We start from the raw sequence: 25,892 nt of genomic DNA, 5'->3' as shown, positions 1-25,892 counted from the left end.
CGAGCACGAGCCGCACCTGTTCGCGAGTGGCCGCCGCGAGCCGATGACGTTCTTGCCGACGTCCTAGGCGGAGATGACCTCTTGCGCCACCTGGACGACGTTCTTCTTGTCGAAGTTGCCGGTCTTGTGGTCGACGCTCGACTTGGCCGCCTGCGCCGTGGCGCTCTTGCCGATCAGCATCACGCCATGCTGGTGCGCGTCATAGGCGACCTGCCGGGTCTCGATGAACCCGGTGATCGCGAGCTGCCCCGCCAGCATGATCGAGCAGGCTTCGTCGGGCTTGAACTGCAGCCGCGTCCACAGCGGCACCTTGCCTTGAGCAGCGGCGACCAGCATGTCGCGCTCCGCCGCCGTGAACCGAAACCAGTGAACCGCCTCGGCCCATTGCTTCTGCACCCAGACCGAGTCCCAATCGTCGAACTTGATGCCGTTGACGTTGAGGACCTCGATCTCTTGGGGCTTCGGCATCGATCAGGCCGATAGCGCTTGCCCGGTGATCGGGCTGAACGCGGGATGGACGATCTTGTTTTCGTCGCGGACCTCGTCGGCGCGCGAAGCATCGTCATAGAGTCGATAGGCCAGCACCAAGATTGGCAGCACATCGGCGAACCGGTGCTTGAGCATCCGCGGCAACGGCCGCGCGGTCTCGATCAGATGATTGGTGATCGCCGCATGCAGCCGGACCAGAGCCTGACAGCTCATCGAGTCCATGTCGTCGGCCGCGATTTCCTCGGCGTCGGCGAAGGGTTGCTGCAGTCCGTTCTTGATGGCGACGACGTCCTGTCGACTGACGAACGACATGCTCGCGATGATCGCGCCCTCAGTCGCGAGGCAGAATCGAATGCAGGCGCGTTCTTGACCAGCGTCGCGCCGAGCGAGGCGGTGTCTCCTGATCGAGCTGCGCGCGCACACTTTCAATCTGCTGCAGCGTCACGCCGTAAAGACACGTTATGTTGAAGCAGAGATCGAGCGGCGGGCCGAGTTCGTCGGCAACGGCGAGCTTCATCGCATTGGCGCGGGTGTCGCCGATGGCGCTGCGTGCCTCTGACCCCGCGCGGCCTTTTGGCGGCACCGTCGCGATGAGGTTCTCCAGCATGCGGTCGACCAGCGCGGCGGCCTCGGAGGCGGCTTGCCGGTTCATGCTTCGACCCCCGCTGCGGTGAGGGACTCCCGCGACAGAACGCGCAGCGCCTGGGCGCGCATGTTCTCGCCGGCGCTGGTCAGCGCGCCCGCAGTGTCGACGGATGGCGCCCAGCGCCGCGGATCGATGCCGTACTCGAGGAACGTCATGTACGAAGGCGCAATAGCCGCCGAACCGTTCTTCCTCCGTGATTCGGTAGCGCGAGCAGACGACGATCTGCGGCGGCTGGGTCGGCAGCTGCAGGACGCCCGGACGTTCGGCCTCCAGCACGTCGATCAGAAGATTGCGCGCCTGCCGGTAGTCGCGCCGAAACAGGAGGATCTCGCTGTCGTAGGGATAGACGATGCAATAGCCGCGCACATTGAACTCGCGCGCCTGTCGGCCCATGTCCTCGGCGTAATGCAGCTCCTTCTTCGGGAATTCGTGCTCGACGATCCGCCGCCCGCTCTCTCGCGTGTTGACCTCGCAGTGAAAGCGCGCGTCGTTGTAGGACGCAGGCATGGGCTGATCGCGCCATGCCGATGGCACGTCGAAAATATTCGCCATATGACCCTTAGGGGTACTCATAAAGGCGTAGATGTCGCCTCTGGCGACCAAGCGGAAATCTTGCGATCAGTCAGAGCATGACCGCTCGTGACCTCGAACAGATATCGCTTGGCAGCGTCAACTTTTCGCCTGGGGCTGCTGTGTTAAGTTGAGCAAGAAGTCCGCGATCGGGCCTCCGTCGACGGATGTGTCTTCTCGGGCCTCTCCACGATGCTCTCATTGCACAAGCCATAGGTATACCATGATAGGTACTGCAGAGTGGCTCGCATCGATCGGTTTGGGAGAGTACGCCCAGCGTTTCGCCGAGAACGCCATCGATCTCTCGGTCCTCAGCGACCTCACCGAACAGGACCTCAAGGACCTTGGCGTCCTGCTTGGGCACCGGCGCAAGATACTGCGCGCGATCGCAGAACTTAAGGGTGATGTCCTAGCATCAGGTCAAACCGGGGCGAAACCAGCGCCACGCGGTAGCGCCGAGCGGCGCCAACTCACGATCATGTTTTGCGATCTGGTAGGATCGTCCGCACTTTCGGCCCGACTTGATCCGGAGGACTTGCGCTCGGTAATCGGCGCCTATCACGGCTGTATCGCGGAGGTCATCGCCCGTAATGAGGGTGTCATCGCGCGATACATGGGGGACGGCGTGCTTGCGTATTTCGGCTATCCCCAGGCGCACGAGGATGATGCCGAGCAGGCGACACGCGCGGGGCTGGCACTGGTCGATGCCGTGGCCAACCTCCAGTCAGATGTCGGCACCAAGCTACAGATCCGCGTTGGCATCGCCACCGGCATGGTAGTCGTGGGTGATCTGACCGGGGAAGGCGCAGCCAAGGAGCAGGCGGTCATTGGTGAGACACCGAACCTGGCTGCTCGCCTGCAGCAGTTCGCCGAGCCCGGTACGGTGCTGATCTCCGAGCGTACGTACCAGCTCACCGATGGATACTTCGAATTCCGTTGTCTCGGCTCCATCGCACTTAAAGGATGGGCCGAGCCGATACCTGCCTGGCACGTGCTCGGGATAAGCGGAGTGGAAAGCCGCTTCGAGGCGCAGCACAAGACGCGATTGACACCGCTCATCGGGCGTGACGAGGAGATCGAGCTGCTGTCGCGGCGCTGGCAGCATGCCGCGTCAGGCGAAGGCTGCGTGGTGGTTTTAACAGGAGAGCCAGGTATCGGTAAGTCGCACATCGCGCTGGCGCTTCAAGAACGGCTCAGCGTGGAACCACACATTACGTTGCGCCATTTCTGTTCGGCGCACCACACCAACAGTGCGCTGTATCCATTCATCGCCAATCTTGAGCATGCTGCCCGGTTCGAGCGAGGCGAAACGCCGACGGAGAAGTGTGCCAAGCTTGAAGCCCTGCTGTTGCGGTCTGGCGCTGACCCAGACTCTCTGGTGCCGGCTCTGGCCAACCTTCTGTCGCTTCCGGTCAGCGACCGCTACCGCCAGCCCGAGTTGAGTCCGCAGAAGCGCAAGGAGATGACGCTGGCAGCGTTCTTGGCTCAGCTCGGCGCATTGGCGGCGCGGCAGCCAATGCTGATCATCTTTGAGGATGCCCATTGGGCGGATCCGACTTCGCTGGAGCTGCTCACGGTTACACTGGAAAAGGTGCCGCGACTTCCGGTGCTGATGCTCATCACCGCGAGACCGGAGTTCACGCCCCCCTGGCCTGGTCATGCACATGTGACAACGGTCTCACTTACGCGGCTGAACCGGCGCAACGGGGCGGCATTGGTCGAGCGCGTCACGGCCGGCAAGACCCTCCCAGAGGAGGTCATGGACCAAATCCTCGCCCGTACCGATGGCGTGCCCTTGTTCGTGGAGGAACTGACGAAGGCCGTGCTCGAAACCGGGCTGTTGCAGGAGCGAGACGACCACTACATGCTCAGCCGTCCGTTACCCTCGATGGCGATTCCCGCGACATTGAGCGCATCGCTGATGGCCAGACTCGACCGATTGGCTCCGGTGAAGTACGTGGCTCAGATCGGCGCCGTTGTGGGTCGCGAGTTCTCCTACGAACTGCTGAGCGCCGTTACCAAGTTACCGAGGCAGACGCTTGAGGAGGCGCTTGCCCAGTTGGTTCGGGCGGAGTTGATATTCTGCCGGGGTGAGATACCCCGGGCGATCTATACCTTCAAGCATGCGCTCGTGCGGGACGCCGCCGAATCGGGACTTCTGAAGAGCCGACGCGCAGCGCTGCATGCCAGCATCGCTGACGTCTTCGAGCAGCGGTTTCCGGAGATCGTGGAGGCTCAACCCGAGACTCTCGCGCTCCACCTGACGGAGGCTGGACTGCTCGAAAAGGCAGCGGAATATTGGCTCCAGGCAGGCAAGAAGACGGCCATGCGCTCCGCCAACCTCGAAGCCATCGCACACTTGCGCAAAGGCATCGAGGTCTCGGCGCATTTGGCCGACGGTCCAACGAAGGACAGGCTGGAGCTTGATTTTCAGTACGCGCTCGGGCCCTGCCTCATCGCCACCCAGGGCCCGGCCTCGCCCAAGGCCGTGGCGACCTTCACGCGTGCGCGCGAGCTGTGCCAGCGCCTTGGAGATCCTCCCGAGCACCTGCAAATCATGTTCTGGCTGACTACCGCGAGCGTCATTCGTGGTGAGTTGCCGGTCGCCGAGGAAATGATCTCGGCGCTGCTCGATCTCGCGGCGGCGCGGGGCGATCGACCAACGTTGCTCAACGCAATGCGCGGGCAAGGGATGATTCGCCTTTTCATGGGACATCTCGAAGGAGCCGACGAAGTGATCGTTCGGGCTTTCGAAGCATTCGAGGCAAGCCACGAGCAGGACAGATTGGCGGCGCGTGCCGCCGGCCAGGATGCGGGCGTGGCCGACCTTGCCCTGATGTCATGGGCGCTCTGGCTGCTGGGCCGCCCCGATACCGCACTCGCACGACTGGATGCCGCCGTTCGGCGTGCCGACGTCATCGGTCATCCGCATTCGCAGGCCTATGGATGCTACTATGCGTCCGTTCTCCACGCTCTTCGGGGCGAGTTCCTGGCTGCGCACGGTTACGCCGAACGCTGTCTCGCCTTGTCGGAGGAGCACGGATTCCGCCAATGGAGAGGGTTGGCGCGCGCCGTTCGGGGGATAAGTGCCAGCTTTCTCGATCCTTCGTCCGCCGCGCTCGCGGAAATCCAGGCTGCGATGAACGAATATCGCAACGCGGGCTATCAGCTCGGCATCACGGCCTTATACATTCTCTTGAGCCCGGCCTTGTTGTCGAGCCGTCAGCGCGAAGCCACGCTCGAGCTGATCGAACAAGGTCTTGCCACAACCAGCCGCAATAGCGAGCGGATATTTGAGGCCGAACTGTATCGACTGAAGGCGCGTGTGCTGCTCTTCGATGACGTACCGGGAACCTGCGCTGAGGCGCAATCACTGTTCGAGCGCGCACTGACAACTGCAAGAAGCCAACACGCCAAGGCCCTTGAACTTCGAGTTGCAGTTGACCTCGGCGCCTTGTGGATCAATCAGGGCAGACGCAATGAAGCGCTCGATCTGCTCGCGCCCATCTACGCCTGGTTCGCCGAGGGTTTTGAAACGCAGGATTTAAAGCAAGCAAAGGCGCTGCTCGACCAACTGCAGTAATTCGGCCTGGACTATTGATATTGGAGTCTGGTTCAGCGGTCGGAGAGCTACTTTACTTTGGTACTACGTGTCCGCTCGCTCCTGACATCTACGATACATATCTTTCACCTTTTGCCATCCCTCTTTGTCGTTTTTCTCCGGATGCTGATTTATGAAGTGTGGTCCATCATGCGGGTCGAGATCTGTATGTGCGTGATACCTCTTGATCGCTTGTTCCGCAGCGGCTCTTCCCAACTCTCGCCCGTTATGGAGGTTGCTGTGATTCCACTTGAAACTGACGTGCCCGGGCACCTGGATCTCGACGACTACGCCTTCCCATTTCGGTTTGTCGTACTGCACGTGATATTTGAAGATCCGGACGTCATCTTCGCCAACCGTTGCTGCGAATAGTTGGCAGAGATTCGCCAGGGCATCATGAAGGTCTTTCGGTTTGCGGACCTGCTTTGAATCAACGATCCTGCTGACCCATATTTCGTCCAGCGTATCGTTCGGTGGGTTATGGTGCTCCTGGAGCAGGCTCTCGAAGTTGACGGTGTCGACCAGCGCTCCTTCGCAGTATGTAACCTTGTCGATCTCTACCGTTTCTTCGACAAAGGGAAGGGCTGAACACGCGCACAAGCTGCGCGCGTCGATAGGCACCTTGTACTGTTTGGCTTTTTGGTCGGCTTGCTTGGGCATTTCGCGATTGGAGAATAACGTGAGCTTATGCTCGTCGAGATTCCAGGCGTTGTGAAATATGAATGGTTTAGCCGTTTCAATCGCCTTGAAGTTTATGCTCTTCATGAACTGGCTCTTCGGATAATTGATCTTGGAGAGACCAGTGACATGGGACAAGTACATCATGGACGTGAGATAGCGAACGAAGGGATTGGGTGCCAGCACCTGATTAAGGATCCATCTATTGATGTCTCCCTCATCCGGGATCGTGAACTTCTGTTGAGGGAACCAGAGCGACATGGAATCCCTGGCAGCATTCACAATGCTCGATGGGTCCCATAAATGCTGATAGTTCTTGGGATCTATGACGAAGCTGGTCATAGCCCTGCTGATGCTTCCTCCCCAATCTGGACCGAACACGGTGTTTATGGGAAAGCGCTTATAGCCTTCGTCGTCTCGAAACACGCCATTCTTGAAGAATTGATAGGTCTTTTCCGCCCTATCTTCATTTTCAACTTTATCAAACTGATTATAAACGATCCCAACCCAGGCACCGATGCAGGACAATGCCCACACATCAAAGGTGATGCCTGCCTTGGCAAGAGCTTCCAGAACCCCAATGTGCAGTCCTGCGGCCGGACCGCCACCGCCGAGCGCAATTGCTCTCTTCACCATTGGTTCCTCCATCCAATTGTTCGCGTAGCTTATTCTCCGATCAAGCTTTTGAAGCGCGTAAAGATGAAGAGATTAGTCGTCGTTGGATCATTGGAGAGCATCCGCAGACGCTCTTCCGCACTGAATGCGATTGAACGAAATTAGAAAGGTTGATAGATCACAGCATTGCAAAACGCGATCAGTGCGAACGATCGGTAGCGCCGATGTTGGACGCTTCTCGAATACGCTGATCGCACAGACGCACGTTTGCGAAGAACTGCGGTCAGTGTATCGCGGTCTGGCCTGTCCATCTGTGAACCAGTTCACGAAGATACTTATTGATGACGGTGGTATGCAGTATCTGTGGTCCGATCGTGACTTCCGTTGTTGGCCAATTCGGGCCTCTGGTAAGTCAACTATTCTACGCGGACCTCATCTCATACGCGCCTGATCTGCGGCGCGGGGTTTAGAGCAGACGGGCAAGATCAGCGTCGACGTCAATGCGCCAAAAGGCGCCAAGGTCGATGCCGAGGGGCGGCGGGCTGTTCAAGGACGTCGAGGTCAACCGGCAAACGCAGATGGAGCCGGCGCGGCGTGGGCCGGCGCAGGACGCCGAGGTTCTTTCGATCTAAGGCGTCTGCCTTCGACCTTGGTGAATGCGGACTGCGACCGGTCGAACTGCGCGCGATCTGCGGCGGCGATGGCTGCCTGCTGGTGCTCGCGGAAGCGTCGGTTGGCGTCGTGGCCGTAGCCACCGCCCCAGTCGTTGTAGGTCTCGCCGTGCCGAACGATCTTGCCTCCCGGCCACGCCACGTTCGGATCGCTGCCGCTGCCCTGGTCGGTCGCGCCCTTGAGCAGGTTGCTGGTCTCCGCCGCGTCGACGGCGCCGAGCATCCTTTTCATCCGCTTGGGGTCGCGCTCCAATTGCGCGAGGCGTCCCTCCAGCAATCCCTTCCTGACTGGACCGTAGAAGCTGCCACCCCCTCCGCCATCGATTTAATCTAATTATTTGATATTATTGAGTCGTTCGTGAAGAACTGGCGGCGGCGCCGGACTCAAGCGGTTTTTCGAGCCGGGACGGTTTCGAAGAAGGCTCGGATGATGACACGCAAGAGCTTTGCGAGCCATCGCAGCAGGGGCCGAAGTTATAGCCGGCAGCGGCGAGAACAGCGTTGATGCGGTCGCCGAGGCGTCCCTTGAGATAATTTCTGTCCATGCGGTGCTCGGCCTTGACGTGGCCGATGACGGGCTCGACAGCCGCGCGACGCTTCATCTCGCGACGGATGGAAGCTGTGACGCGGCGGACCTGACCCGAGATCCAGACCCTGAACCGATGCGGGTGGTTGTGACCGCGATATCCTTTGTCGACGTGGATACCGCGAGCCTCCACCCCGGTGAGCTTCTCCATGTCGGCGATTACGGGACCGAGCGTGTGCCCATCGAAGGGATTGCCATGCAGGGCCTTGGCATGGAGCACGAACTGGCCGCCCTTCGGAGACGTCACAGGGGTGGCGATGCTGACCTTGCAGCCGAACTCGTAGGGCGTGCGGGCTTTACCCTTGCCGATGCACTCAACCTCCGGAGCATGTAACGCATAGACCTTCGGACCGCGCTGATACTAATCCTGGCTGCGCACCTGCTGCGCTAAACCGAGCAACGGGCCGAAGCGAGCTTCCAGCACCGTATCGCCATCAATCTTGCGGCAGATGTCGCGGATGATCCGGCCAAGCCGTGTCCGCAGGAACTTGAGCTGCCGCCGGGCGCGTTTGAACTGGTGGGCGTGGGTATAGCGGCCGGTCATGATGGCGGCGCGCTTGGCCAGGCGCAGATAGCTCTGGCGTAGCGGCACACGGTTGCGCTTGGCGAGCCCGACCAGCTTGATGATTGCTCGATGCAGCAGCCGCGCGTCGGTCGGATGTGCAACCGCCTTGGGCTGCACTGTGGTATCGACGACCACCCGTTCCAGGTCCTTGGGACCGATGGCGCCGGTCTTGTGCGCCACTGAAAGACTTTCCTGGATCAGCGCGACGAGCTGTTCCTCGCCGAGCCGCTGCCGCCAGCGTGTCATCGACGATCGATCGAACGGCAGACGGTGGCAGAAGCTCAATTCGCCGCAGAAGTATTGGTAATAGGGATTCTCGATCCAGCGAGCGCACAGCACCTCATCTGCCAGGTTGTGCATGTGCTTCAAAATGAACAGGCCAGCGACTAGTGGCTCTGCACAGTGATTTTGACGGGTTGCGTCTGGCGGTCAGAGTAGCTCCGGCAGGTGTTTTGGATCAACGAGGACCTCGATACTGCGAGGGGTCCTTGGCTGCCGTCTGATGAGGCCCTCCCGTTCCAGCGTCAGCACCATCTGGTGAACCGAGGGCGGGCTAACGCGGAAGTATTCCCGCATGTCGGCTTCCGCCGGGGGTCTGCGGTGCAGGCGCGTGTAGAGGTGGATGAAGGCCAGGTACTGCCCCTGTGTGGGCGTGAAGGGTTTTGCCGAAGGACTCACGCCGGCCATCCGATTCAGTTGTTGGTGCGTGCCTCGAACACGGAGGCATGCCATGAATGTACGCTATCGGGTCGACCTCAGCCAAATCGAGCGCACGGAACTCAAGGCGCTGCTCAGCGGCGGCAAGCATGCGTCCCGTAAGCTCAAGCGCGCGCAGATTTTGCTGGCTGCCGACACCGGCGGCAGCGATGAGGAGATCGCGCGGAGCGTCGGCGTGGGCGGCTCGACCGTGTACCGGACCAAGCGCCGCTTCGTGGAAGGCAATCTGGAGCGGGCGCTGAGCGATGAGCCGCGGCCCGGAGCGGAGCGCAAACTCACGGTCAAGGAAGAAGCCTTGTTGGTGGCGACGGCCTGCGCCAGTCCGCCAGAAGGCCGGGCCCGCTGGACGCTTGAGCTGCTGGCAGGTGCGATGGTCAAGCTCACCGAACACAAGAGCCTGTCGCATGAGACGGTTCGGCGGCGCCTGGCCGAAAATGGCCTCAAGCCCTGGCGCAGGGACATGTGGTGCATTCCGCAGATCGACGGCGAATACGTCGCCCGTATGGAGGACGTGCTCGACCTCTACGCCGAGGCGCCAGATCCCAAGCGGCCGGTGGTGTGCTTCGACGAAAGCCCGGTGCAGCTCATCGGCGAGGCGCGTCAACCGATTCCGGCCGAGCCCGGCCAGCTCGAACGTTACGATTACGAGTACCGTCGCAACGGCACGGTCAATCTCTTCGTATTCCTCGACGTGCATCGTCCCTGGCGCAAGGTCAAAGTCACTGAGCGGCGCGCGGCTGAAGACTATGCCTCCTGCATGCGCGACCTCGTCGACATCCATTATCCCGACGCCGAGATCATCCGAGTCGTCCAGGATAATTTATCGACCCACTCCGCCGGCGCCCTGTATCAGGCCTTCCCGCCCGCCGAAGCCAGGCGGATTTTGCGACGGCTCGAGTTCCACTACACGCCTAAGCACGCAAGCTGGCTCAACATGGTCGAGATCGAGATCGGCGTCCTGCGGGGCCAGTGCCTCAATCGCAGAATCGACGCCCCCAAGCGGTTGCGCCGCGAAATCGCCGCTTGGGAACGGAAGCGAAATGCCGCCCGCTCTCGCATCAAATGGATGTTCACAACAGACAAGGCCCGCACCAAAATGGGCCGCGCCTATCCCGCGACTTCCAAAGAGTCATAATCACTGTGCAGAGCCACTAGCCGCGTCGGCAAGCCCGGCTGTCCCGACCCTGCTTGGCACACCGAACTGAAGCGCTCATTCAGGATGTTCCAGTCGATCAGCGCTGCCAACCGCACCAACGGATGACCCATGTCGATGATCTGATCAAGCGCCGGAAGCAACAGGTCTTTCTGGCGATCATCCCGCGGCTTGCTCATCGCATTCCCCAATGTCGACGACGCCGTCAGGGAATCACGAATCGCCCAAAAGCAAAACCTAAAACGCAAGAAAGCGAGGTCCAACACCCCGCTTTCCTGCAAAATCGAATACTACATCAAGACCAATTCTGCTTATTTCTCAGGTCAATCCGCATTCTTCACGGAGGACCAAATAAAGCGTCACACTTCCGGGTGTGTAACGGGGGACGTCGAGCAAACGCCGCCTATAGACCGCCCTACTCTGCGCCTGTATTCGTCGTTACATTGAGACGATTAACCAACATGGCCGCGCGGCACCAGGTTAGCCGCTCCGAAGCAATTCGGCGGTTAGTCGAGATGGCGCTGAAGGCGAAGAAGGCTGAGTTGCGTTAAAGCCATCCTCCCTCTGGCGTGGCGGAGCTTTCTGGCCGTCAAACACCTCGAAGCGGAGAATACGAAAAATCGATTTGGCTAATCATCGCTCATCGCATCCAAAGCCGCGATGAGGCGCTGTGCCTCTTTCTCATATTTTCGCCACGCACTTTCAGTGGCCTCTCTGCGCACGAACGCGTGATCTTCCCGCACGGTCTCCATTCGTCCCGTCGGCACCTGCCGATCCGGATCGTTACCGTCGGCCTTGCAGATTGCGCGTGCGGCACGTTCAACCCGATAGTCGTCGCCCATAGTAACCTAGCCCTCGTCCCAAAAACCGTACGAAAACGACATCTGTTATCACCAGCAGCGTCACCTACCTGAGTCAGGAGCTAGCCACTTGCGCGCTTACCTAATTAGCGTGCCGCCCATCGAGTGAGAAATCTCCGTATGCACGATGAGGTGTATGATGACTATCCGCAGTTTACTTGTTGCGACGGCAGTAGTGATGGCGGCCGCCCAAGCGCGGTCGCGTTGATCGCGCCTGCCACGGAGCGCAGCTTAGGAAGGGCGGACATGATGACGAACAAAGACGTTGCCGAATGGATGATTAAACTTATGGGCGACTCTCATTGGCTGTATCAAGAGACAGTCGTCCGCAAGATCAAAGAGACTTATGGTGATGAATACGTTTACACGAATGACAACGGCAATCTCGCGATTTCGAAAGGCGTGCTGAAAGAGTTTCGCAAGCTGACCGCGGAAACTCTAGTATGGCAGCGAGGTGAAAAAGCTTGGCGCCCCCGCAGGCCGCACGAGACAGGAAGGTCGGTAGCAGGCTAGCAGCCTGAGGCGTCTGACACCCCCCTCTCCAAAAATCAAAAAATCCGCTACGGCCTCAGCCTGTCATCACCGTTTAACGGGCCACCACCAACCACGTACCTGGCGATCTCAGTGCCGGCGCCGTCAATCACCAGTACGACCGTGCTGTTACCATTGTCATAGTCTGGGTCGCCGCCGGCGCGAGGGCATTGCCGCCTCAATGTACTATGGCTGGTCCAAGGAGTTCCTCGAAGCCGGCAAGCGTCGCCTGGCGGGCGACACGGTGCGTGCGGCAACCTCAGGCGAGGTGATGGATCTGCGTCGTGAGACGACGGCGCTGAAGGAAGTCGTGGCCGACCTCACGCTGGAGAACCGGTTGCTGAAAAAAAGCATGACCGGGGATGGGGAGGACGAGGCATGAGATATCCTGCGTCCGAGAAGGCCGAGATCATCCAGTTGGTCGAGCAATCCCATCTTCCGGCCAAGCGCACGCTGGATAAGCTTGGCATCCCACGGGCCACGTTCTATCGCTGGTATGAGCGTTACCGCGAGGGCGGCAGCGCCGCGTTGGCCGATCATCGATCTCGACCGGAGCGGGTCTGGAATCGCATCCCGGACGATGTGCGAGGTCAGATCATCGACTTGGCGCTGGAGACACCGGAGCTGTCGCCGCGTGAGCTGGCCGTGCGGTTCACCGACAAACGGAAGTATTTTGTCTCCGAAGCGTCGGTCTATCGTGAGCGTCACGAAGGGATCACCGGTGCCCGGGCTTGACTTGCGCGGAATGCTCTGGATAGCGCGGTTGGGATGATTGACGCTGCCGTTGCGCGGTGATGGGGTGATCCCGGTTCGGAGCGGGCAACGGGGGATCAGAATGACCGGCGAGTCGCAGCTGCGCGAGAAGCTTCGGAAGATCGAGGCGTTGTTCGTGGGTGCCGGAACTGCTGGTGAGCGCCTTGCGGCGGAAGCGGCGCTGCGGCGGGTGCGGGCCCGAGTCGAGGAACTCGCTCGCCACGATCCACCGATCGAACAGCAATTCTCACTTCCCGACCAGTGGTCGCGGCATCTGTTTCTGGCGCTTTGCCGCCGGTATGGGCTGCGGCCGTTTCGTTATCGCCGCCAGCGACGCAACACGGTGATGGTCCGCGCGTCGCGGGGCTTCGTCGACAAGATCCTGTTGCCGGAGTTCACCGAGCTGGAGAGGGTGCTGCAAGTCTATCTGCACGAGGTGACGCTGCGCGTGATCCGCGAAGAGATTTATGACGACACCAGCGACGCGCAGGAAGTTCCAGACGCTCTGCCGTCAAACTGATCAGGCGGCGAGCTTTGCTTCCGCACCATCGCGCTCGGCCTTCCAATTCCACGGCAGCAGCGTGTGCAGCTGATTGATCTTGGTGCGTCCAGAGGCGATGCGCTCGAGAACGTCGGTCAGATAGTGCCGTGGGTCGATATCTTGTAGCTTTGCCGAGTTGATGAGCGACGCGAGAATGGCCCATGTCTCGGCGCCGCCTTCGCTGCCCGCGAACAAATAGTTCTTCTTTCCAAGCCCTATCGGCTTGATGCTGCGCTCGACCGTATTGTTGTCTATTTCAACGCGTCCGTCATCGATAAAGCGCGTCAGGCCGTCCCAATGGTTGAGGGTGTAGCGGATGGCTTTGCCCAAACCGGACTTCTTCGAGACTTCCAACAGCCGCGCCTCGAGCCAGGGCTTGAAGTCCTCGATCAGCGGTCTGGTGTTGGATTGTCGCACCGCAGCTCGCCGCGTCGCCGGCAAACCGCGAATGCGATCCTCAACGGCGTAAAACATCGCGATCCGCTGCAGCGCTTCCGCGGCAATCGGCGATTTCGTCGCGACGTGGACGTCCCAGAACTTCCGCCGCGCATGCGCGAAGCAGAACGCTAGTTGTACCAGACGGCCGCCGTTCTTGATCAGCCCCCTGTAAGCGGCGTAACCGTCAACCTGCAGGATGCCGTTATAATCTCTAAACAGCTGCTTGGCGCGGATCGCCTTGCGATCCTCGGCGAACACGTAGACCACCGCTGGCGGCGCAGGGCCGCCCCATGGGCGGTCATCGGTGGCGATCGCCCAGAACTGGCAGACTTTGATTCTGCCACGGCCGGGATCGAGAACTGGCAGCGGCGTCTCGTCGGCAAACAGCCGCGGGTAGGACATCACCAAGTGGCGCAACAGCGTTTGTGAAGCGGCTTCAGCCACCAGGCGACGCGGCCCATCCACGCGGCTAGCGTTTGCCGGTCGAGCGTGATGCCTTGGGCGGCGAACATCTGTTCCTGCCGATACAGCGGCAGCTGGTAGCCGTATTTCGTCACCGCGATGTGGGCCAGCAAGGCTTCCGTCACCATCCCGCCGTCGATCGCCTGGGCTGGCGCGGGTGCCTGCAGCACAGCCTGGCGGCATCCCCGGCAGCCGTACCGCGGACGCACAATGCGCTTGACCCGGTACTGCATCGGAATGACGTCGAAGGCCTCCTTGACGGTTTCCCCGATCTTGTGCAGCCGCTCGCCGCAGCAGGGGCAGATGTGGCTCTCGATATCGATCACGACGTCGATGCGCGGCAAATGCTCCGGAAGCTTCCCCCGGTTGCGTCGCGCCGGTCGCTTTCCACGGCCCTCCGCTCCGTCAGGCAGCCTGCCTCCGGTCACGTCGTCGTTGGCGGCGGCATGAGCCGCCTGTGCCCTGATGCTGAAGAGAGATAGCTGTCCGATATCCAGTGTCTCGGAGCGCGGACCGAAGATCGTGCGCTTGTACTGGGACAGGATCATCAGGAGCTTGTCGTTCTCCTGGATCGCAGCGTCGCGTTGGGCGATCGCTGCATCACGCGCGGTCGCCAGCGTGCTGCATTCCTCCGACAACGCCGCAAGCCGTGACGAAAGCGCCATCACGGTTTGTCGGAACAATGCTGGATCGGAAGGCAAATCACTCATGCAGAGTGATTCTACAACCACTCTGCATGAGTGACGAACGCCTCTTGATAATGATCAACCTGCTCGTACCGGCGGATCCACAGCTCGCATCGGCACATGCTTCCAGTCCGAGCTGAGCATGAGATAGCGACATGACGCCTTCCTTGATCGGCGGCCAGGTGAACTGCCCCTCGATTCGTTTGTAGTAAAGGACAAGGCCGCTTCCATCCCAGGTCAGGATCTTCACGCGATCTCGGCGCTTGGAGCGGAAGACATAAAGTCCGCCGTCGAACGGATTGGCTCCAAAGGCCTCGCTCACCAGCATCGCCAGCGAGTCCATGCCGCGGCGGAAATCGACCGGCTGCGTCGCAATCCAGATCGACAACCCAGCTCGAAGCCCGATCATCGACCAACCGTCCCGACCGCCGCCAGCACCTCGCACAGTACCTGCCGGTCGACTGTCCCCCTGACACGGATACGAACCGCGCCGACCTCAATCTCGATCGTCGCCTGCTCCTCCCTCTGGCCGCCACAGCTGGTGATCGCGACCGGGACAAAGCCAAGTGGCATGCCTCTGTCCCCGTGCTCCGCAACTTGCGCCGGCGTGCTCTGGCGACGCCAGAGAAACAACAGGCTTGGACTGATGTCGTGTCGCCGCGCCACCGCCGATACGCTTGCACCCGGCGCAAAACTCTCCGCGTCAACCGTCGCCTTTGCATCGGTCGACCAGCGCCGACGCCGGCCCGTCCCGGTGATGATCTCGACACGCTGCAGCGTGTCGGCGCCGTGTTCGAGGATAGGCACATGCCTATCCTTATCGTTATCCTTACGACTATCCTTGGACATTGTGACCTCGCGACAAACCATTCCGCGAGACCTTCCTAGCCGACCAGATCACCCCTCAGCGTGTGGTCTCTGCATGACGCACACGGTCTATCGATTGCTCAAGGCGCATGACCTCATCACCACCCGGCCTATGTGGTGATCAAGGCGGCGAACGAGTTCAAGGACAAAACCACCGCCGTCAATCAGCTCTGGCAGACCGACTTCACCTATCTCAAGATCACCGGATGGGGTTGGTACTATCTCTCGACTGTGCTCGACGACTTCTCGCGCTACATCATCGCTTGGCGGCTTGGTCCCACGATGGCTGCCTCCGACGTCACGGCCACGCTCGATCAGGCGCTCCTGACCTCGACCGCGTCACGCAGCGGCCGAGGCTCCTAACCGACAATGTGTCGAGTTACGTGGCAGACGATCTGACCAGGTGGCGGCTCGAGAAAAGGGCATGCAACATGTGCGCGGCGCTCCGTATCATCCCCAGACCAGGGAAAGATCGAGCGTTGGCACCAGACCCTCAAGAACCGCATTCTGCTCGACAACTACTACCTGCCCGGCGACCTCGAACGACAGATCCGGGCCTTCGTCGAACACTACAATCACGTCCGCTACCATGAGAGCATCGATAACCTCACGCCTGCCGATGTCTACTTCGGCCGGGCTGGGGTGATCCTCGCAGAACGCAAACGCATCAAGCGCGACGCCATCGCGAACCGCCGCTTGCAGCATCAACTGCAAGCAGCATAAACTCTAACCCCTGATGAACCAGAGCCTCCCTTCTCGAAAAGCCTGATCAGTCTCAAATTATCTGACGACGGACACACGGGCACCGTACTCACTCGCGAGCCCCCCGAGCCGAACATTTCACCCTCATTGTCTGGCTCCACGCGCCCGTTATGGATGATCGGAAAGTAGTAGCGCTGCGTAGCTGTGGCCCCTCGTCACACAGCAGCGATCATGCGCTCATATCGAACCGGTACGTACCTGTCTAAAGTGACAGGGCGCTCACACCCGGGCGCCGCGCGCTAATGAAATCAAAAAGCCAGATCAGGTAGGTTGTCGCTCCTGGTTGTGGCCGTTTAAGGTTGCTCCGTGTCTCTGTAGGCTCAAGCGGAGGACGCTGTGAGTGAAGAACTTTACGATGGATTGCTTGAACCGATTCCACCAGATCCCGCGATGGCGAAGAACTACGTCGAATTGCTCGCGCTATTGAAGGAACAGCGAAAGCTTGCCGAGCGTGGCGTTCGCCAATCAGCTGATGATTTTTGGGCGCGGGACCAAAAGGTTCAGTCGATGCTCACTGCGCGCGAGCGGTCGTTCCTTCTCGAGCCCAATCTACTGCCCGCCGGGCAGCAGGATCCGGACATCCCGCGTGCAAACCGCTTAAACCATCTGATCAAGATCCTCGTCCATCGACAGGGCCTCAAAACGACGAACGGACTCAGCGGCTGAGTTCGTCAGTCTAAAGTTGCGACATGAGGCAAGGCGCCTAAGTCGGCTGATGCGTGAGACCTGCTGCCATGAAGATGACAGATGGAGAAAAGCTGATTGTCCTTATGCTCGCGGATATCTCGAAGCGCCTGCAAGGCAAACCTGACGTCGATCCAGATTTCGTCGCGCAGACGATCTACGCCGACCAACTGTGGGGTTTCGATTGGCAATTCAGTGGCATTCCCTTTGAGCGATCAGAGAAGCCCAATCCAGTCGTCACGGAAACGGTCGATATCCTAGAAATGTTCAGCTCGACCATGTACCAGTTTCAGCGGCTGGAACAATCAGAGCGGAAGCAGGTGCGTGACGATCTTGGATACGCCGCTCACGGGCTCGACATCTTCCCGGGCTTTGACGGCAATCATGACCCTCATTATGGAGTTGCGAGCTACCTCGTCCAGGATCTGCATCGCTTCAGGGATGTTCCGGGCGCCACGAACAACTCGCATACGCAGACATCCCTGCCGCGATATCGGAAGATGCTGCAGGCTTATTTGCCAATGCGCACAAAGCTCAGCGCGGGTAGGTTTTCGAAAGAGGATATCATTGCCATCTTCAACGGGGGTTAAAGCGCGTGAGCGCACGTCGAAAGGTGCGCGCTGGAGATCGCGAGAACCGACCTTGGGCATGTGCCACAGCGTCCCTGCTCCGTTGGGGGTACCAGAGTCACACCGATAAAGCCACTTATCAAGTTCAGCAATTTGGATCGAAAATGATAGGCGAACTAGGTATCCTGAGTACGATTTCGGGATCAGCCCTCGCCTTGTACACACGTCGGCATAGATCGAAGGTCTTAGAGGCATGCGCTGGCGCGCTGCTAATTGTTGGCCTCATCTGCTTTGGTGCATCACTGCCTGAGTGATTAGCCGCCCCCGGAAAGTTACGGAGTGCAGCTGCTCTCTTCACGATTTACAACCGCTGGTAGCGGCCGTAATTTGGCTGCTGTTCTAGAACGTGAGGTTTCTTGGGCTGGGAATGCTTCTGGTGCGTGATGCTCCTCTACATCTTTGCACAAGTCATGTTCGAAGAGTGGGTTGATTACTGGCTGCTGCGCGGCGCCTCCACTCGAGGAGCTTTTTTGTCCGTGTCGAAGTTTCTTTTCTAGGTGCGATTGGAGGCCGTCTTGGAATTACCAGCACAAAGGTTCATCTTTCGTCAGGGTACCATCGGCTGGGATGGTTTATGATCGAGAGATCAAGGGGCCAGCTCTTTTAAGGAACGGCACTTGGGCCGAGAAACTGTCGAAGGAAGAGGCCGAACGAATAAAGTTTGTGCTTGCGAACCACGCGTCCTGATCGTTAACCGTCACGTAGGTGCGTTGGGAGTACCGGACTCACCCGGATAGCGAATGCGCGCCCCCTACTCCATACCTGTGCAGGCCAGGATTTTGCCATTCCTCCTTGGGCTAGAACGAGCGCTGTCCGTACGTGTTTCAAGCGGGCGGCGTTGGGCTGTTTTGTACTTTCCGTGAGCCTTGCGCCTCCTCCACCTCCAAGAGGCACACGTGGAGTGTCATCGGGCACATGTTGCCGTCCAACAGGACGCGCACCCTTGTCCTAGTCGTGCCAAGACCAACGATGAGGCCGCGCCGCCGCTTCAATTTTGAACCAGCCCAGCGCGCTACTATCACGCGAGACCCGACGGTCATTGCATCATTGGCACGCGAAAACTGGATCGGAGCAACAGGTCGGTCGGCAATTGGTAATCTCTCCGCTAGACGTGACCTGCCGCCCTCCCGCTCCAGATCATCAGTCACTCGCTTTGCGGACTTGAACCATTTCGGTGGCAGGCCCAGCAGGTAACCGCGCCGTCTGAGATCCTGACAAGTTTTGTTCAGCGCCTCGGCGATGACTTCCTCCGGAGTTTGCTTCCCTACCAAATGCCAGAAGAGTTCGTCCTGCTCGCGCGTCCATCCTTCGGAGTTTTCGCTCATCACCAGCAATCGGGTCATTGAAAAGTAGGTTTGCATAGAACGAGCGCGTCTATTGCCCCGTGTGACCGACGCCTGCGGCTGAGCATAGAAAAGCGTGCGGGCGGCCAATCACAGGCGCCCGCACGCCGACAACCAGCTTAGCACTCACGAGGGTCATTCGATAAGCGACCAAGCCATGCATGGCTCAGCAACCCGCGTGCCAGAGAGAAACGCTGTACACTATCAGAGCCCGCCGGCTAAGCGCTCGTGCGGCTTGCGAACATTCATGTCACTGACCCGACGCGGTTGAACGAGATCAGACGTGAACTAATGGCGCCTGGGACGTGAGATGATTGGACCAATATCTTCGTCGTGTACAACCATAAACTCCCCGGGCTTCACGCCTAACTTTTGCAACTGCCTTTCTTCGATCGGGCAGTTGAGCATTGCGGCCTTGGCGCCACTGTCCTCTATAATCATTCTCACGGCTTCCGCGGGGTCTGCGACCGCGACCGCATAAGTTATGTGCCTGTACTCCTCGTCGTCGCCGCCTTCCTTGAAAAGGGCGACCGTTATTATCCAACCATCCATGTTGCTGTGCTCCGGACGCCCTTGCTGTGAGCCGCCGAGACTCTGCAATTCCGGAGCCATTGGACACAGTGGTTGCTCACCTCATTGCATGAGTATTACGACCGCTGCGATTGCGAGCGAGGCCAGTCCCATCAAAACGACGCAAACTATATACGGGATGTCGCCACGCACTCCACAGCTCCCAGCAGACACAGCAAACCATCACAAATCGGCGCGCGGCGTTCCGCAGCTTGACACGGCAATTCGATGCCAGCACCTACTGGCTTGCATAGGTACCCACATCCGTGAGCGTTTAGACCGCGCGGGGCTGCTAATTTCCCTCGAGCGCTATTCGCGTAGTACTATAATATCGTATTGCATTCACCGTTCGGTTGCGCTCCAGTTAGACGTTCAAACAAGGCAGATCGGAGAGAGAATGTCTGACCTACAGGTTACCTGCATCAACAAGCAGCCCCGCGAAAATCCCCACGAAGGAATTACGCACCTCGGAGGCGCCGGCTGGAAGTGGTCTAGATCCGAGGTTACTCGGCTGATCGAGAATGCCACCGACACATTCTACACGAAGGTTGGCGGCAAGCGCGCGGACGTCGGAGTCGTCGATGGACCGAACGGTAAATATGTTCGAACTCACGCAGACGGCAACTACAATGACAATCTCTTGGCGCTGTCGGAGTGCAACTGACCCAAATTCTCGGTGCGGTGGGGTTTGGTCCCACCACACCGTCAGCCAAACGGCTGCGGGGACGGCTGCCTGGCGCGAACTTCGCTCACCGTGTCGGCGTAAATGATCTGCCCCGTCACGATGACGACGACTCGTAAATCGCCCGGCTCGCCGGCAAGGCCTACGACGCGGCACGATTCCCATCGGTTACCGCATTTGAATTCTGCGGGGAATTCTTGAACCGGAATCACGCGGACACCTTACGCAGTTGCACCGCCTGACCACCTTTCGTTGCCAGAAATTCAAATGCATCGCCAGCCGCTGGACGTACTACGAGTTCGGCTGCAAGGTCAGCATCGCCACCCCTGTGACGTCTCCGAAGGGCGGCCAGTTCGTGCTCCATGCCAAGGCCCTGCATGGCAATCCCTTCGATGGGCACACGCTCGGTCCCGTAATCGCCGACATGGAGAAGCTCACCGGGGTGGAGGCTCGCGGTATCCACGTCGACAAAGGATATCGCGGTCACAACCACCCGCATCGGTTCAGGGTCTGGATCTCGGGTCAGGTCCGCCGCGTCACAGCTTCCATCCGTCGCGAGATGAAGCGTCGCGCGGCTGTCGAGCCCGTCATCGGCCACGTCAAGGCCGAGCATCGCATGGACAGAAATTATCTCAAGGGACGCCTCGGCGACCGCATCAACGCTGTTCTCGCCGCTGCCGGCTATAACTTCGGCCTGCTGCTGCGATGGCTCGCAGAGCTCTTGCGTGTCATCATCCGAGCCTTCTTCGAGACCGTCCCGGCTCGAAACACCGCTTGAGCCGGGCGCCGGCGCCAGTTCTTCACGAACCGATCTCGCCGCGCTGCGGATACGGAGCTTCGTGTTCGGCTGCGCGACCTCGCCCACGAGCGCCGACGGTTCGGCTACCGTCGGCTGTTCATTCTGCTGCGACGAGAGGGCGAGCCATCAGGGCTCAACCGCATTCACCGGATCTATCGGGAAGAAGGACTGACGGTCCGCAAGCGGCGGGCTCGCCGCAAGGCCATGGGGTGCCGGGCGCCGATCCCGGTGGAAGCGAAGCCGAATGCGCGCTGGTCGCTGGACTTCGTCGTAAGCGCTCAGCCGGGCTTTTGATTACCCATAATTGTTGCCTCGATTGCGGCTCCCAGTTCGAAGTCGGTCAGCCGCGATAGCCCGCGCCAGATCACGGTATTTCCTGGAGGCGGATCGTTGGCTCGGGCCAAGTATCCTCCGAGCCGCGCGATCTTGACCACATAGTGCGAGAGCGTGCTTCGTCGAGAGCAATCGCCACCCCTGTCTTTCACAAAATGATCAAGAAGCCTGATTTCGGGATCTGTCAGCGCGGTTTGCGGTAGGGCATTCGGTGAGGAGCGATTGAGCATCGTCATCCAGAAGACGCGCCAACTCACAATGCAGAAGACCGCGATCAGATTGACCAGACGCTCAGCGGTTCGCAATTTTGAGTCCTCCGCTTTGCAGCCCGATTTGAGGATCTTATGGAAGACTTCGATCTTCCACCTCAATGCGTACCATTCGATCTTCTCGATGGCGTCCTTGCGCGATTGGACCGGAAGATCAGTGAGGAGCTTCCACTCGATCTTCTTTCGCCGCTTCCGCCTTCCCCGCTCCTGAGCGTGGATCACGGTCAGAGTGAGTGCGGGATATTTCGTCTGTTTGCCGATCGGCGGCAGGACGCGTATCTTGCGATACCTGATCTCAAGAACGGCGTCGTCGGGATCGCCCCTGTCGTCCTTGACCTTGATCCGATGTAGACCCTTGATCGTAACCTCGTCCATTTCGTCGGCAATTGTATGATTGCCGTCCCCGGCAAGCCTATCAACACAGGTTCGCACCAGGAAATGCGTTCCGACCTCCTCGGCCAGACAAAACAGTTCATAGATGTCGCTCTCGCGATCACCAATATGAACGCATCGTCCAGGGGCTGCGAGAAGGTCGGTGGATTGCCGCAAATTCTCGAGCCAGCGGATGCTCTCCTTCTGCTCGATCGGCCCCCGTGTCGGATTGATCTTTCGCTTCAGTGCCGTCGTCCCCTTGAACTTCTTGCGGGTCCAGAACTTGATTGCCGACAGTCCGAGCGGAAGCCCCTCGGTCGTCACGGCGAGACTCGAATGCATCAGGATGCCGCACTGCGTGCGTCCTGCCGTCTTGCCCGTAAAGCCGATCAGATCCGGCTTCTCGCGCTTGAAGCTGAATTCCGTCGTGTCATGGAGGACGAGGATCGGTCCCTCCGTCGCCGCTACGCGCCCGCGCGTCGCCTCGAAATGACCGCAAAGAATATCCGCCTCGTTGACCCGTTCGTTGGAGAAGAAGCGATAGGCGGCCTTCGTGTTGGCCCAATCCTGACAAACCAGCGGGATGCTTTGACCCATGTCGCTCCCGATTTGTGCGAGCAATTTGCAGAACCGGCGACCAAGCCGCTCATCCTTAAACTCGCATCCCGCAACTTCCCGATCAACCCACGTCTCGATACCGGTCGTCAATCGCTGAGCACGCGTCTCCGCGCGTTCCTTCAACAAACCCATCGAGCACCCCACTTCCGAATCAGGTGCTCAACAACGAATCACAACAGATTCTGCCGATGCAAGATTTCGCCCGCGGAGCCTCGCTCAAATCCGACGTCAAATGTGGGTAATTGAAAGTCAGCCGGGGCCCTATTGAGGCTGACTTGACGCCTTGCGGAAGCGCCACGGCATGAGGTCGCCGATTCTGCTATGGGGATGGCCGTCGATGATCGCCTCGAGTGTTTCGGCGATGTAGGCCACCGGGTTGACGTCGTTGAGCTTGCAGGTGGCGACGATCGACGCGAGCAAGGCCCAGTTTTCTGCCCCGATTTCATGACCGGCGAAGAGACCGTTTTTCCTGGTCAAGCAGACTGGCCGGATGGCGTTCTCGACCGGGTTGGTGTCGAGCTCGAGACGCCCGTCTTCGAGGAAGCGGGTCAGCCCCTGCCAATGATTGAGCGCATAGCGGATGTCCTCGGCGAGCGTCGAACCGCTGGAGATCATCGACAGCTGTTTCTCGAACCACGACTTAAACGCGGCTACCATGGGCAGCGAGTGCTCCTTGCGCGCGGCCAACCGCATGTCCGGCGATGAGCCGCGCACCATGGCTTCGATGGCGTAAAGCTGTGCGATGTGCCGAACGGCGGCCTCGGCGATCGGCGACTTGCTGTTGCGCACCAATTTGACGAAGCGCCGGCGCAAATGGCTCCAGCAATGCACGAGCGTCCATGGCCCTTGCGGTCGAGCAACTTCGGTCAGCCGGTCATAACCGTCATAGGCGTCGCATTGCAGGTAGCGTCCGCCAAAACCGTCGAGCAACTGCTCAGCAAAGGCACCGCTGCGACCGGGGGCATATCGGAACAGCACGACCGGCGGACTTGGACCGCTGTGGCCGCGGTCGTCTGAGGCGATCGCCCAGAAGTAGCCTTTCTTCGTTTGGCCTCGCCCCGGATCGAGTACCGGCGCCGTGGTCTCGTCCATGAACAGACGATCCGCCATGGCCAGGTGGCGGCGCATGTGGTCCGCGATGGGTTGAAGATGGAAGCAGGCGCGGCCGGACCAGTTGCCCAGTGTCGCCCGATCCAGCCGGATCCCCTGGCGCGCATAGATCTCGGCCTGACGGTAAAACGGCGTATGATCGCCAAACTTGGAGACGATCACGTGCGCGATGGCCGCTTCGGTCGGCAGCCCGCCGGGCACGACGTGCTCCGGTGCATGCGCCTGCACGACAGGGCCCGAGCAGCGGCGACAGATGTATTTTGGGCGGCGTGTGACCAGCACACGCCATTGTGCCGGGATCACGTCAAGGAGCTTGCTGACGTCCTCGCCGATCTTCGTCATGGCGCCGCAACCGCACGGGCAGCGCGTGCTCGCAGGCTCGATAATCCGCTCCACCCGCGGCAAATGGGCAGGCAAGCAGCCGCGATTGCGATGAGAACCATGATCTGGTGCGTTCCGTGATCGGCCCTGGATCACCGCCTCGGCTCTCTCCTGCGCGGCATCCAGCATGCCTTGCGCGATCTCCACGTCTTCGAGCGGCAAATGATACTGATCTGGTCGCAGCTTCTCGGATTTCGCGCCAAACCTGTCGCGTCTATAGCGCGACAATCAGGATGAGAGCGGAGTCTCACCCTGATCGCCGCCGCGCACGCGTCGCAATTCGCCGAGAATGATCTCCAGCCGGCGTCGGGCTTCTTCCGACGCCGCCAGAGCCCCCTGATGCTCGCTCAAGGCCGCCTGCGTTCGCTCCAAAAGCGCCTTAAGGCGTTCGTTTTCGTCGCGCAGCGCCGCGATGCTCATGCGCTATTTCGAGCACATCGCCGCCGCGCGTGCCACGTTCAAAATAGCTGCCGAGTCATTCTGCCGCAGTTATCCCGCCGCCTGCGGGCGCCGTGCTTCTTCCGGGCGGACCAATCTCCAATCCAGCCCCTCGAACAAGGCCGCGAACATCGCCGGCGACATCCGCATCACGCCGTTCGTGATCGTTGGCCAAACAAACTTGCAACCTTCGAGGCGCTTGTGCACCAACACCAGGCCTGTTCGATCCCAGACCAAAATCTTGATCCGGTCCGCTCGTTTCGAGCGGAACACGAAGGCTGCTCCGCTAAACGGGTCGAGATGAAGCATCTCCTGCACCTTCGTCGCAAGCCCATCGTAGCCACAGCGGAAGTCGATCGGCCGCGTGGCAACGTAAATCTTCAGATCAGCTCCGGCCGCGATCATCGTGACGCTCGCACCGCACGGATCACCCGGGATAGCTGTTCGGCATCAATGGCCGTATCCGTCCGCAGCACGACATCACCGATCGCGATCTCAAGCTTGATCGCCGGAGCCTGATGCTCCTCCAACGCACCTTCCACGACCAGCGGCGCGAATGTCGGCGGGGACGCCTCGCACGGCGGCAACATGCCTCGCTGCCGAAACCGCCGTCGCCAATCGTAGATCTGCCAGCGCGTCGCTCCGTGCTTGCGCGCCACCTCGGACACCTGAGCACCGGGTAACAGACTCTCGGCGACGATCCGAGCTCTCTCAGCTTCCGAACGCACGCGGCGCCCCGACGGTCCTTCAAGAACTTCCAGCCGACTCACCGACCCCGCCGATGAGCCACCTAAATGGACGTCCTTTTTGCTGTCCAATCCCATCCCAAACCTCCGTCCAAGCCGGAGGCTTCTTCGCACAGCTATCCAGATCCCGAAGCAAGGGTTCCGGCTAAGCGCTTACACTTCGTCCACGACCAGTTCGCCAATGGACGACGCTTCCGCATCCTCAACATCGTCGACGATGTCACCAAGGAATGTCTGGGCGCCATTCCTGACACATCGATCTCGGGCCGGCGTGTGGCGCGGGAACTGACGACGATTGTCGCTCGCCGCGGCAAACCCGGCCTGATCGTCTCCGACAACGGCACCGAGCTCACCTGCAACGCCATGCTCGCCTGGTGCAAGGAAACCGGCATCGACTGGCACTTCATCGCACCGGGCAAACCGATGCAGAACGGCTTCGTCGAGAGCTTTAACGGCCGGATGCGCGACGAGCTCCTCAATGAGACGCTGTTCTTCGATCTCAACGACACCAGGACCAAACTCGCGGCATGGGTCGCCGACTACAATGGCGAGCGACCTCATTCCTCGCTGCAATACCTCACGCCCGCGGCCTACGCCGCCACTCTCACCGCAACGGACGCTCGGCTGCGCAACCCCGACCAGCTCCGCCGATCGTCCGTTGCTCCACCCGCGCCACTTGGCGTACAAACCACCGAGACTCTAACTGCCGCTGGATGAAAGTTCAGTG

General features: G+C 60.0%; 23 protein-coding genes and 9 pseudogenes. 13 read left to right on the top strand and 19 right to left on the bottom strand.

Annotation, left to right across the window (positions count from 1 at the left end; genetic code table 11):
• Nucleotides 1-63 precede the first annotated feature (63 nt).
• Genes ACVIYL_RS23435 through ACVIYL_RS23425 form a run of 3 tightly spaced genes read right to left on the bottom strand, consistent with a single transcriptional unit; the run spans nucleotide 64 to nucleotide 1,642 of the window.
• Nucleotides 64-468 carry a phage baseplate assembly protein gene (locus ACVIYL_RS23435; RefSeq protein WP_456779942.1) on the bottom strand — a complete coding sequence of 135 codons (405 nt, stop codon included), beginning with the start codon at nucleotides 466-468 and terminating at the stop codon, nucleotides 64-66.
• A 3-nt stretch (nucleotides 469-471) separates the two neighbouring features.
• Nucleotides 472-801: a hypothetical protein gene (locus ACVIYL_RS23430; RefSeq protein WP_456779941.1), complete on the bottom strand. Its 330-nt coding sequence runs from the start codon at nucleotides 799-801 to the stop codon at nucleotides 472-474.
• Between the two features lie 19 nt (nucleotides 802-820).
• Nucleotides 821-1,642, bottom strand: a complete 822-nt coding sequence (locus tag ACVIYL_RS23425) for a DNA circularization N-terminal domain-containing protein (protein ID WP_456779940.1) — start codon at nucleotides 1,640-1,642, stop codon at nucleotides 821-823.
• Nucleotides 1,643-1,928: 286 nt separating this feature from the next.
• Here ACVIYL_RS23425 and ACVIYL_RS23420 point away from each other — a divergent pair, with 286 nt between their 5' ends.
• Nucleotides 1,929-5,288, top strand: a complete 3,360-nt coding sequence (locus ACVIYL_RS23420) for an adenylate/guanylate cyclase domain-containing protein (protein ID WP_456779939.1) — start codon at nucleotides 1,929-1,931, stop codon at nucleotides 5,286-5,288.
• 63 nt (nucleotides 5,289-5,351) lie between these two features.
• On the opposite strand, the gene ACVIYL_RS23415 is transcribed toward ACVIYL_RS23420, so the two are convergent.
• The 4 genes and pseudogenes from ACVIYL_RS23415 to ACVIYL_RS23400 form a co-directional block, all read right to left on the bottom strand.
• Nucleotides 5,352-6,620: a patatin-like phospholipase family protein gene (locus ACVIYL_RS23415; protein ID WP_456779938.1), complete on the bottom strand. Its 1,269-nt coding sequence runs from the start codon at nucleotides 6,618-6,620 to the stop codon at nucleotides 5,352-5,354.
• A 540-nt stretch (nucleotides 6,621-7,160) separates the two neighbouring features.
• Nucleotides 7,161-7,547 carry a hypothetical protein gene (locus ACVIYL_RS23410; protein ID WP_456779937.1) on the bottom strand — a complete coding sequence of 129 codons (387 nt, stop codon included), beginning with the start codon at nucleotides 7,545-7,547 and terminating at the stop codon, nucleotides 7,161-7,163.
• Nucleotides 7,548-7,654: 107 nt separating this feature from the next.
• A pseudogene (locus ACVIYL_RS23405) lies at nucleotides 7,655-8,850 on the bottom strand (IS5 family transposase); the annotation flags it as partial.
• A complete protein-coding gene (locus ACVIYL_RS23400; protein WP_456779752.1) occupies nucleotides 8,851-9,108 on the bottom strand; it encodes a LexA family protein in 258 nt (85 codons plus the stop codon).
• Nucleotides 9,109-9,151: 43 nt separating this feature from the next.
• Here ACVIYL_RS23400 and ACVIYL_RS23395 point away from each other — a divergent pair, with 43 nt between their 5' ends.
• Entirely contained in the window at nucleotides 9,152-10,273 is a 1,122-nt protein-coding gene (locus ACVIYL_RS23395; protein ID WP_456779625.1) for an IS630 family transposase, read from the top strand.
• A gap of 11 nt (nucleotides 10,274-10,284) precedes the next feature.
• Here the strand turns inward: ACVIYL_RS23395 and ACVIYL_RS23390 are convergent.
• Nucleotides 10,285-10,470, bottom strand: a pseudogene (locus tag ACVIYL_RS23390) (IS5/IS1182 family transposase); the annotation flags it as partial.
• Here ACVIYL_RS23390 and ACVIYL_RS23385 point away from each other — a divergent pair.
• Nucleotides 10,396-10,842, top strand: coding sequence for a ribbon-helix-helix protein, CopG family (locus ACVIYL_RS23385; RefSeq protein ID WP_456779936.1), 447 nt, complete (start codon nucleotides 10,396-10,398; stop codon nucleotides 10,840-10,842). The pseudogene ACVIYL_RS23390 and the gene ACVIYL_RS23385 overlap by 75 nt on opposite strands.
• Before the next feature lie 78 nt (nucleotides 10,843-10,920).
• Here the strand turns inward: ACVIYL_RS23385 and ACVIYL_RS23380 are convergent, their stop codons facing one another.
• Nucleotides 10,921-11,133, bottom strand: a complete 213-nt coding sequence (locus ACVIYL_RS23380) for a hypothetical protein (RefSeq protein ID WP_456779935.1) — start codon at nucleotides 11,131-11,133, stop codon at nucleotides 10,921-10,923.
• A 138-nt stretch (nucleotides 11,134-11,271) separates the two neighbouring features.
• Here ACVIYL_RS23380 and ACVIYL_RS23375 point away from each other — a divergent pair, with 138 nt between their 5' ends.
• The 3 genes and pseudogenes from ACVIYL_RS23375 to ACVIYL_RS23365 all read left to right on the top strand — a co-directional run bounded on the left by ACVIYL_RS23375 (nucleotide 11,272) and on the right by ACVIYL_RS23365 (nucleotide 12,955).
• Nucleotides 11,272-11,664, top strand: a complete 393-nt coding sequence (locus ACVIYL_RS23375; protein WP_456779934.1) for a DUF6953 family protein — start codon at nucleotides 11,272-11,274, stop codon at nucleotides 11,662-11,664.
• A gap of 175 nt (nucleotides 11,665-11,839) precedes the next feature.
• Nucleotides 11,840-12,402, top strand: a pseudogene (locus ACVIYL_RS23370) (helix-turn-helix domain-containing protein); the annotation flags it as partial.
• Between the two features lie 115 nt (nucleotides 12,403-12,517).
• Nucleotides 12,518-12,955 (top strand): hypothetical protein, encoded by a 438-nt coding sequence (locus ACVIYL_RS23365; RefSeq protein ID WP_456779933.1) that lies wholly within the window; start codon nucleotides 12,518-12,520, stop codon nucleotides 12,953-12,955.
• Here ACVIYL_RS23365 and tnpC (ACVIYL_RS23360) read toward each other — a convergent pair.
• From tnpC (ACVIYL_RS23360) to tnpA (ACVIYL_RS23350), 3 genes and pseudogenes are all read right to left on the bottom strand, one after another.
• Nucleotides 12,956-14,541 (bottom strand): annotated as a pseudogene (gene tnpC / locus ACVIYL_RS23360) (IS66 family transposase). It lies immediately after the preceding gene.
• 99 nt (nucleotides 14,542-14,640) lie between these two features.
• Nucleotides 14,641-14,971 (bottom strand): annotated as a pseudogene (gene tnpB / locus ACVIYL_RS23355) (IS66 family insertion sequence element accessory protein TnpB).
• A complete protein-coding gene (gene tnpA, locus ACVIYL_RS23350; RefSeq protein WP_456779932.1) occupies nucleotides 14,968-15,411 on the bottom strand; it encodes an IS66-like element accessory protein TnpA in 444 nt (147 codons plus the stop codon). Before tnpA (ACVIYL_RS23350) ends, tnpB (ACVIYL_RS23355) begins: the two are co-directional and overlap by 4 nt.
• 82 nt (nucleotides 15,412-15,493) lie before the next feature.
• Here tnpA (ACVIYL_RS23350) and ACVIYL_RS23345 point away from each other — a divergent pair.
• From ACVIYL_RS23345 to ACVIYL_RS23335, 3 genes and pseudogenes are all read left to right on the top strand, one after another.
• Nucleotides 15,494-16,152: pseudogene (locus ACVIYL_RS23345) on the top strand (transposase); the annotation flags it as partial.
• Nucleotides 16,153-16,527: 375 nt separating this feature from the next.
• The gene (locus tag ACVIYL_RS23340) at nucleotides 16,528-16,857 is read left to right on the top strand and encodes a hypothetical protein (RefSeq protein WP_456779931.1); all 330 of its coding nucleotides are present in this window, start codon (nucleotides 16,528-16,530) and stop codon (nucleotides 16,855-16,857) included.
• 68 nt (nucleotides 16,858-16,925) lie between these two features.
• Nucleotides 16,926-17,465, top strand: coding sequence for a YfbU family protein (locus ACVIYL_RS23335; RefSeq protein ID WP_456779930.1), 540 nt, complete (start codon nucleotides 16,926-16,928; stop codon nucleotides 17,463-17,465).
• Nucleotides 17,466-18,328: 863 nt separating this feature from the next.
• Here ACVIYL_RS23335 and ACVIYL_RS23330 read toward each other — a convergent pair.
• Both ACVIYL_RS23330 and ACVIYL_RS23325 read right to left on the bottom strand, forming a co-directional pair.
• Entirely contained in the window at nucleotides 18,329-18,937 is a 609-nt protein-coding gene (locus ACVIYL_RS23330) for a hypothetical protein (RefSeq protein ID WP_456779929.1), read from the bottom strand.
• Between the two features lie 198 nt (nucleotides 18,938-19,135).
• Nucleotides 19,136-19,399 carry a hypothetical protein gene (locus ACVIYL_RS23325; protein ID WP_456779928.1) on the bottom strand — a complete coding sequence of 88 codons (264 nt, stop codon included), beginning with the start codon at nucleotides 19,397-19,399 and terminating at the stop codon, nucleotides 19,136-19,138.
• Nucleotides 19,400-19,814: 415 nt separating this feature from the next.
• Here ACVIYL_RS23325 and ACVIYL_RS23320 point away from each other — a divergent pair, with 415 nt between their 5' ends.
• From ACVIYL_RS23320 to ACVIYL_RS23310, 3 genes and pseudogenes are all read left to right on the top strand, one after another.
• Nucleotides 19,815-20,081 carry a DUF3892 domain-containing protein gene (locus ACVIYL_RS23320; RefSeq protein WP_456779927.1) on the top strand — a complete coding sequence of 89 codons (267 nt, stop codon included), beginning with the start codon at nucleotides 19,815-19,817 and terminating at the stop codon, nucleotides 20,079-20,081.
• Nucleotides 20,082-20,391: 310 nt separating this feature from the next.
• Nucleotides 20,392-20,877, top strand: a pseudogene (locus ACVIYL_RS23315) (IS5/IS1182 family transposase); the annotation flags it as partial.
• Nucleotides 20,878-20,904: 27 nt separating this feature from the next.
• Nucleotides 20,905-21,168 (top strand): annotated as a pseudogene (locus tag ACVIYL_RS23310) (IS3 family transposase); the annotation flags it as partial.
• An 8-nt stretch (nucleotides 21,169-21,176) separates the two neighbouring features.
• Here ACVIYL_RS23310 and ACVIYL_RS23305 read toward each other — a convergent pair.
• The 5 genes from ACVIYL_RS23305 to tnpA (ACVIYL_RS23285) form a co-directional block, all read right to left on the bottom strand.
• A complete protein-coding gene (locus tag ACVIYL_RS23305; RefSeq protein ID WP_456779926.1) occupies nucleotides 21,177-22,622 on the bottom strand; it encodes an IS4 family transposase in 1,446 nt (481 codons plus the stop codon).
• 129 nt (nucleotides 22,623-22,751) lie between these two features.
• Nucleotides 22,752-24,209 (bottom strand): IS66 family transposase, encoded by a 1,458-nt coding sequence (gene tnpC / locus ACVIYL_RS23300; RefSeq protein ID WP_456779925.1) that lies wholly within the window; start codon nucleotides 24,207-24,209, stop codon nucleotides 22,752-22,754.
• Nucleotides 24,210-24,401, bottom strand: coding sequence for a hypothetical protein (locus tag ACVIYL_RS23295; protein WP_456779924.1), 192 nt, complete (start codon nucleotides 24,399-24,401; stop codon nucleotides 24,210-24,212).
• Between the two features lie 69 nt (nucleotides 24,402-24,470).
• On the bottom strand, nucleotides 24,471-24,824 hold the full coding sequence (tnpB, locus tag ACVIYL_RS23290) for an IS66 family insertion sequence element accessory protein TnpB (RefSeq protein WP_456779923.1): 354 nt from the start codon (nucleotides 24,822-24,824) through the stop codon (nucleotides 24,471-24,473).
• Nucleotides 24,821-25,243: an IS66-like element accessory protein TnpA gene (gene tnpA, locus ACVIYL_RS23285; protein WP_456779922.1), complete on the bottom strand. Its 423-nt coding sequence runs from the start codon at nucleotides 25,241-25,243 to the stop codon at nucleotides 24,821-24,823. The genes tnpB (ACVIYL_RS23290) and tnpA (ACVIYL_RS23285) overlap by 4 nt, the downstream gene beginning before the upstream one ends.
• Nucleotides 25,244-25,294: 51 nt before the next feature.
• Between tnpA (ACVIYL_RS23285) and ACVIYL_RS23280 the strand changes: the two are divergent.
• Nucleotides 25,295-25,882 (top strand): annotated as a pseudogene (locus tag ACVIYL_RS23280) (integrase core domain-containing protein); the annotation flags it as partial.
• Between the last annotated feature and the right edge of the window lie 10 nt (nucleotides 25,883-25,892).

It is taken from the genome of Bradyrhizobium sp. USDA 3315 (assembly GCF_054056795.1).
Note: the sequence above shows the minus strand (reverse complement) of the source record. Positions and strands in the feature narration are given on the sequence as shown.

Excerpts from the sequence above, each read along its gene's own strand:
- ACVIYL_RS23435 (WP_456779942.1), bottom strand. The coding sequence starts at position 468 with ATGCCGAAGCCCCAAGAGATCGAGGTCCTCAACGTCAACGGCATCAAG.
- ACVIYL_RS23430 (WP_456779941.1), bottom strand. The coding sequence starts at position 801 with ATGTCGTTCGTCAGTCGACAGGACGTCGTCGCCATCAAGAACGGACTG.
- ACVIYL_RS23425 (WP_456779940.1), bottom strand. The coding sequence starts at position 1,642 with ATGCCTGCGTCCTACAACGACGCGCGCTTTCACTGCGAGGTCAACACG.
- ACVIYL_RS23420 (WP_456779939.1), top strand. The coding sequence starts at position 1,929 with ATGATAGGTACTGCAGAGTGGCTCGCATCGATCGGTTTGGGAGAGTAC.
- ACVIYL_RS23415 (WP_456779938.1), bottom strand. The coding sequence starts at position 6,620 with ATGGTGAAGAGAGCAATTGCGCTCGGCGGTGGCGGTCCGGCCGCAGGA.
- ACVIYL_RS23400 (WP_456779752.1), bottom strand. The coding sequence starts at position 9,108 with ATGGCCGGCGTGAGTCCTTCGGCAAAACCCTTCACGCCCACACAGGGG.
- ACVIYL_RS23395 (WP_456779625.1), top strand. The coding sequence starts at position 9,152 with ATGAATGTACGCTATCGGGTCGACCTCAGCCAAATCGAGCGCACGGAA.
- ACVIYL_RS23385 (WP_456779936.1), top strand. The coding sequence starts at position 10,396 with ATGACCCATGTCGATGATCTGATCAAGCGCCGGAAGCAACAGGTCTTT.
- ACVIYL_RS23380 (WP_456779935.1), bottom strand. The coding sequence starts at position 11,133 with ATGGGCGACGACTATCGGGTTGAACGTGCCGCACGCGCAATCTGCAAG.
- ACVIYL_RS23375 (WP_456779934.1), top strand. The coding sequence starts at position 11,272 with ATGCACGATGAGGTGTATGATGACTATCCGCAGTTTACTTGTTGCGAC.
- ACVIYL_RS23365 (WP_456779933.1), top strand. The coding sequence starts at position 12,518 with ATGACCGGCGAGTCGCAGCTGCGCGAGAAGCTTCGGAAGATCGAGGCG.
- tnpA (WP_456779932.1), bottom strand. The coding sequence starts at position 15,411 with ATGTCCAAGGATAGTCGTAAGGATAACGATAAGGATAGGCATGTGCCT.
- ACVIYL_RS23335 (WP_456779930.1), top strand. The coding sequence starts at position 16,926 with ATGAAGATGACAGATGGAGAAAAGCTGATTGTCCTTATGCTCGCGGAT.
- ACVIYL_RS23325 (WP_456779928.1), bottom strand. The coding sequence starts at position 19,399 with ATGGATGGTTGGATAATAACGGTCGCCCTTTTCAAGGAAGGCGGCGAC.
- ACVIYL_RS23320 (WP_456779927.1), top strand. The coding sequence starts at position 19,815 with ATGTCTGACCTACAGGTTACCTGCATCAACAAGCAGCCCCGCGAAAAT.
- ACVIYL_RS23305 (WP_456779926.1), bottom strand. The coding sequence starts at position 22,622 with ATGGGTTTGTTGAAGGAACGCGCGGAGACGCGTGCTCAGCGATTGACG.
- ACVIYL_RS23295 (WP_456779924.1), bottom strand. The coding sequence starts at position 24,401 with ATGAGCATCGCGGCGCTGCGCGACGAAAACGAACGCCTTAAGGCGCTT.
- tnpB (WP_456779923.1), bottom strand. The coding sequence starts at position 24,824 with ATGATCGCGGCCGGAGCTGATCTGAAGATTTACGTTGCCACGCGGCCG.
- tnpA (WP_456779922.1), bottom strand. The coding sequence starts at position 25,243 with ATGGGATTGGACAGCAAAAAGGACGTCCATTTAGGTGGCTCATCGGCG.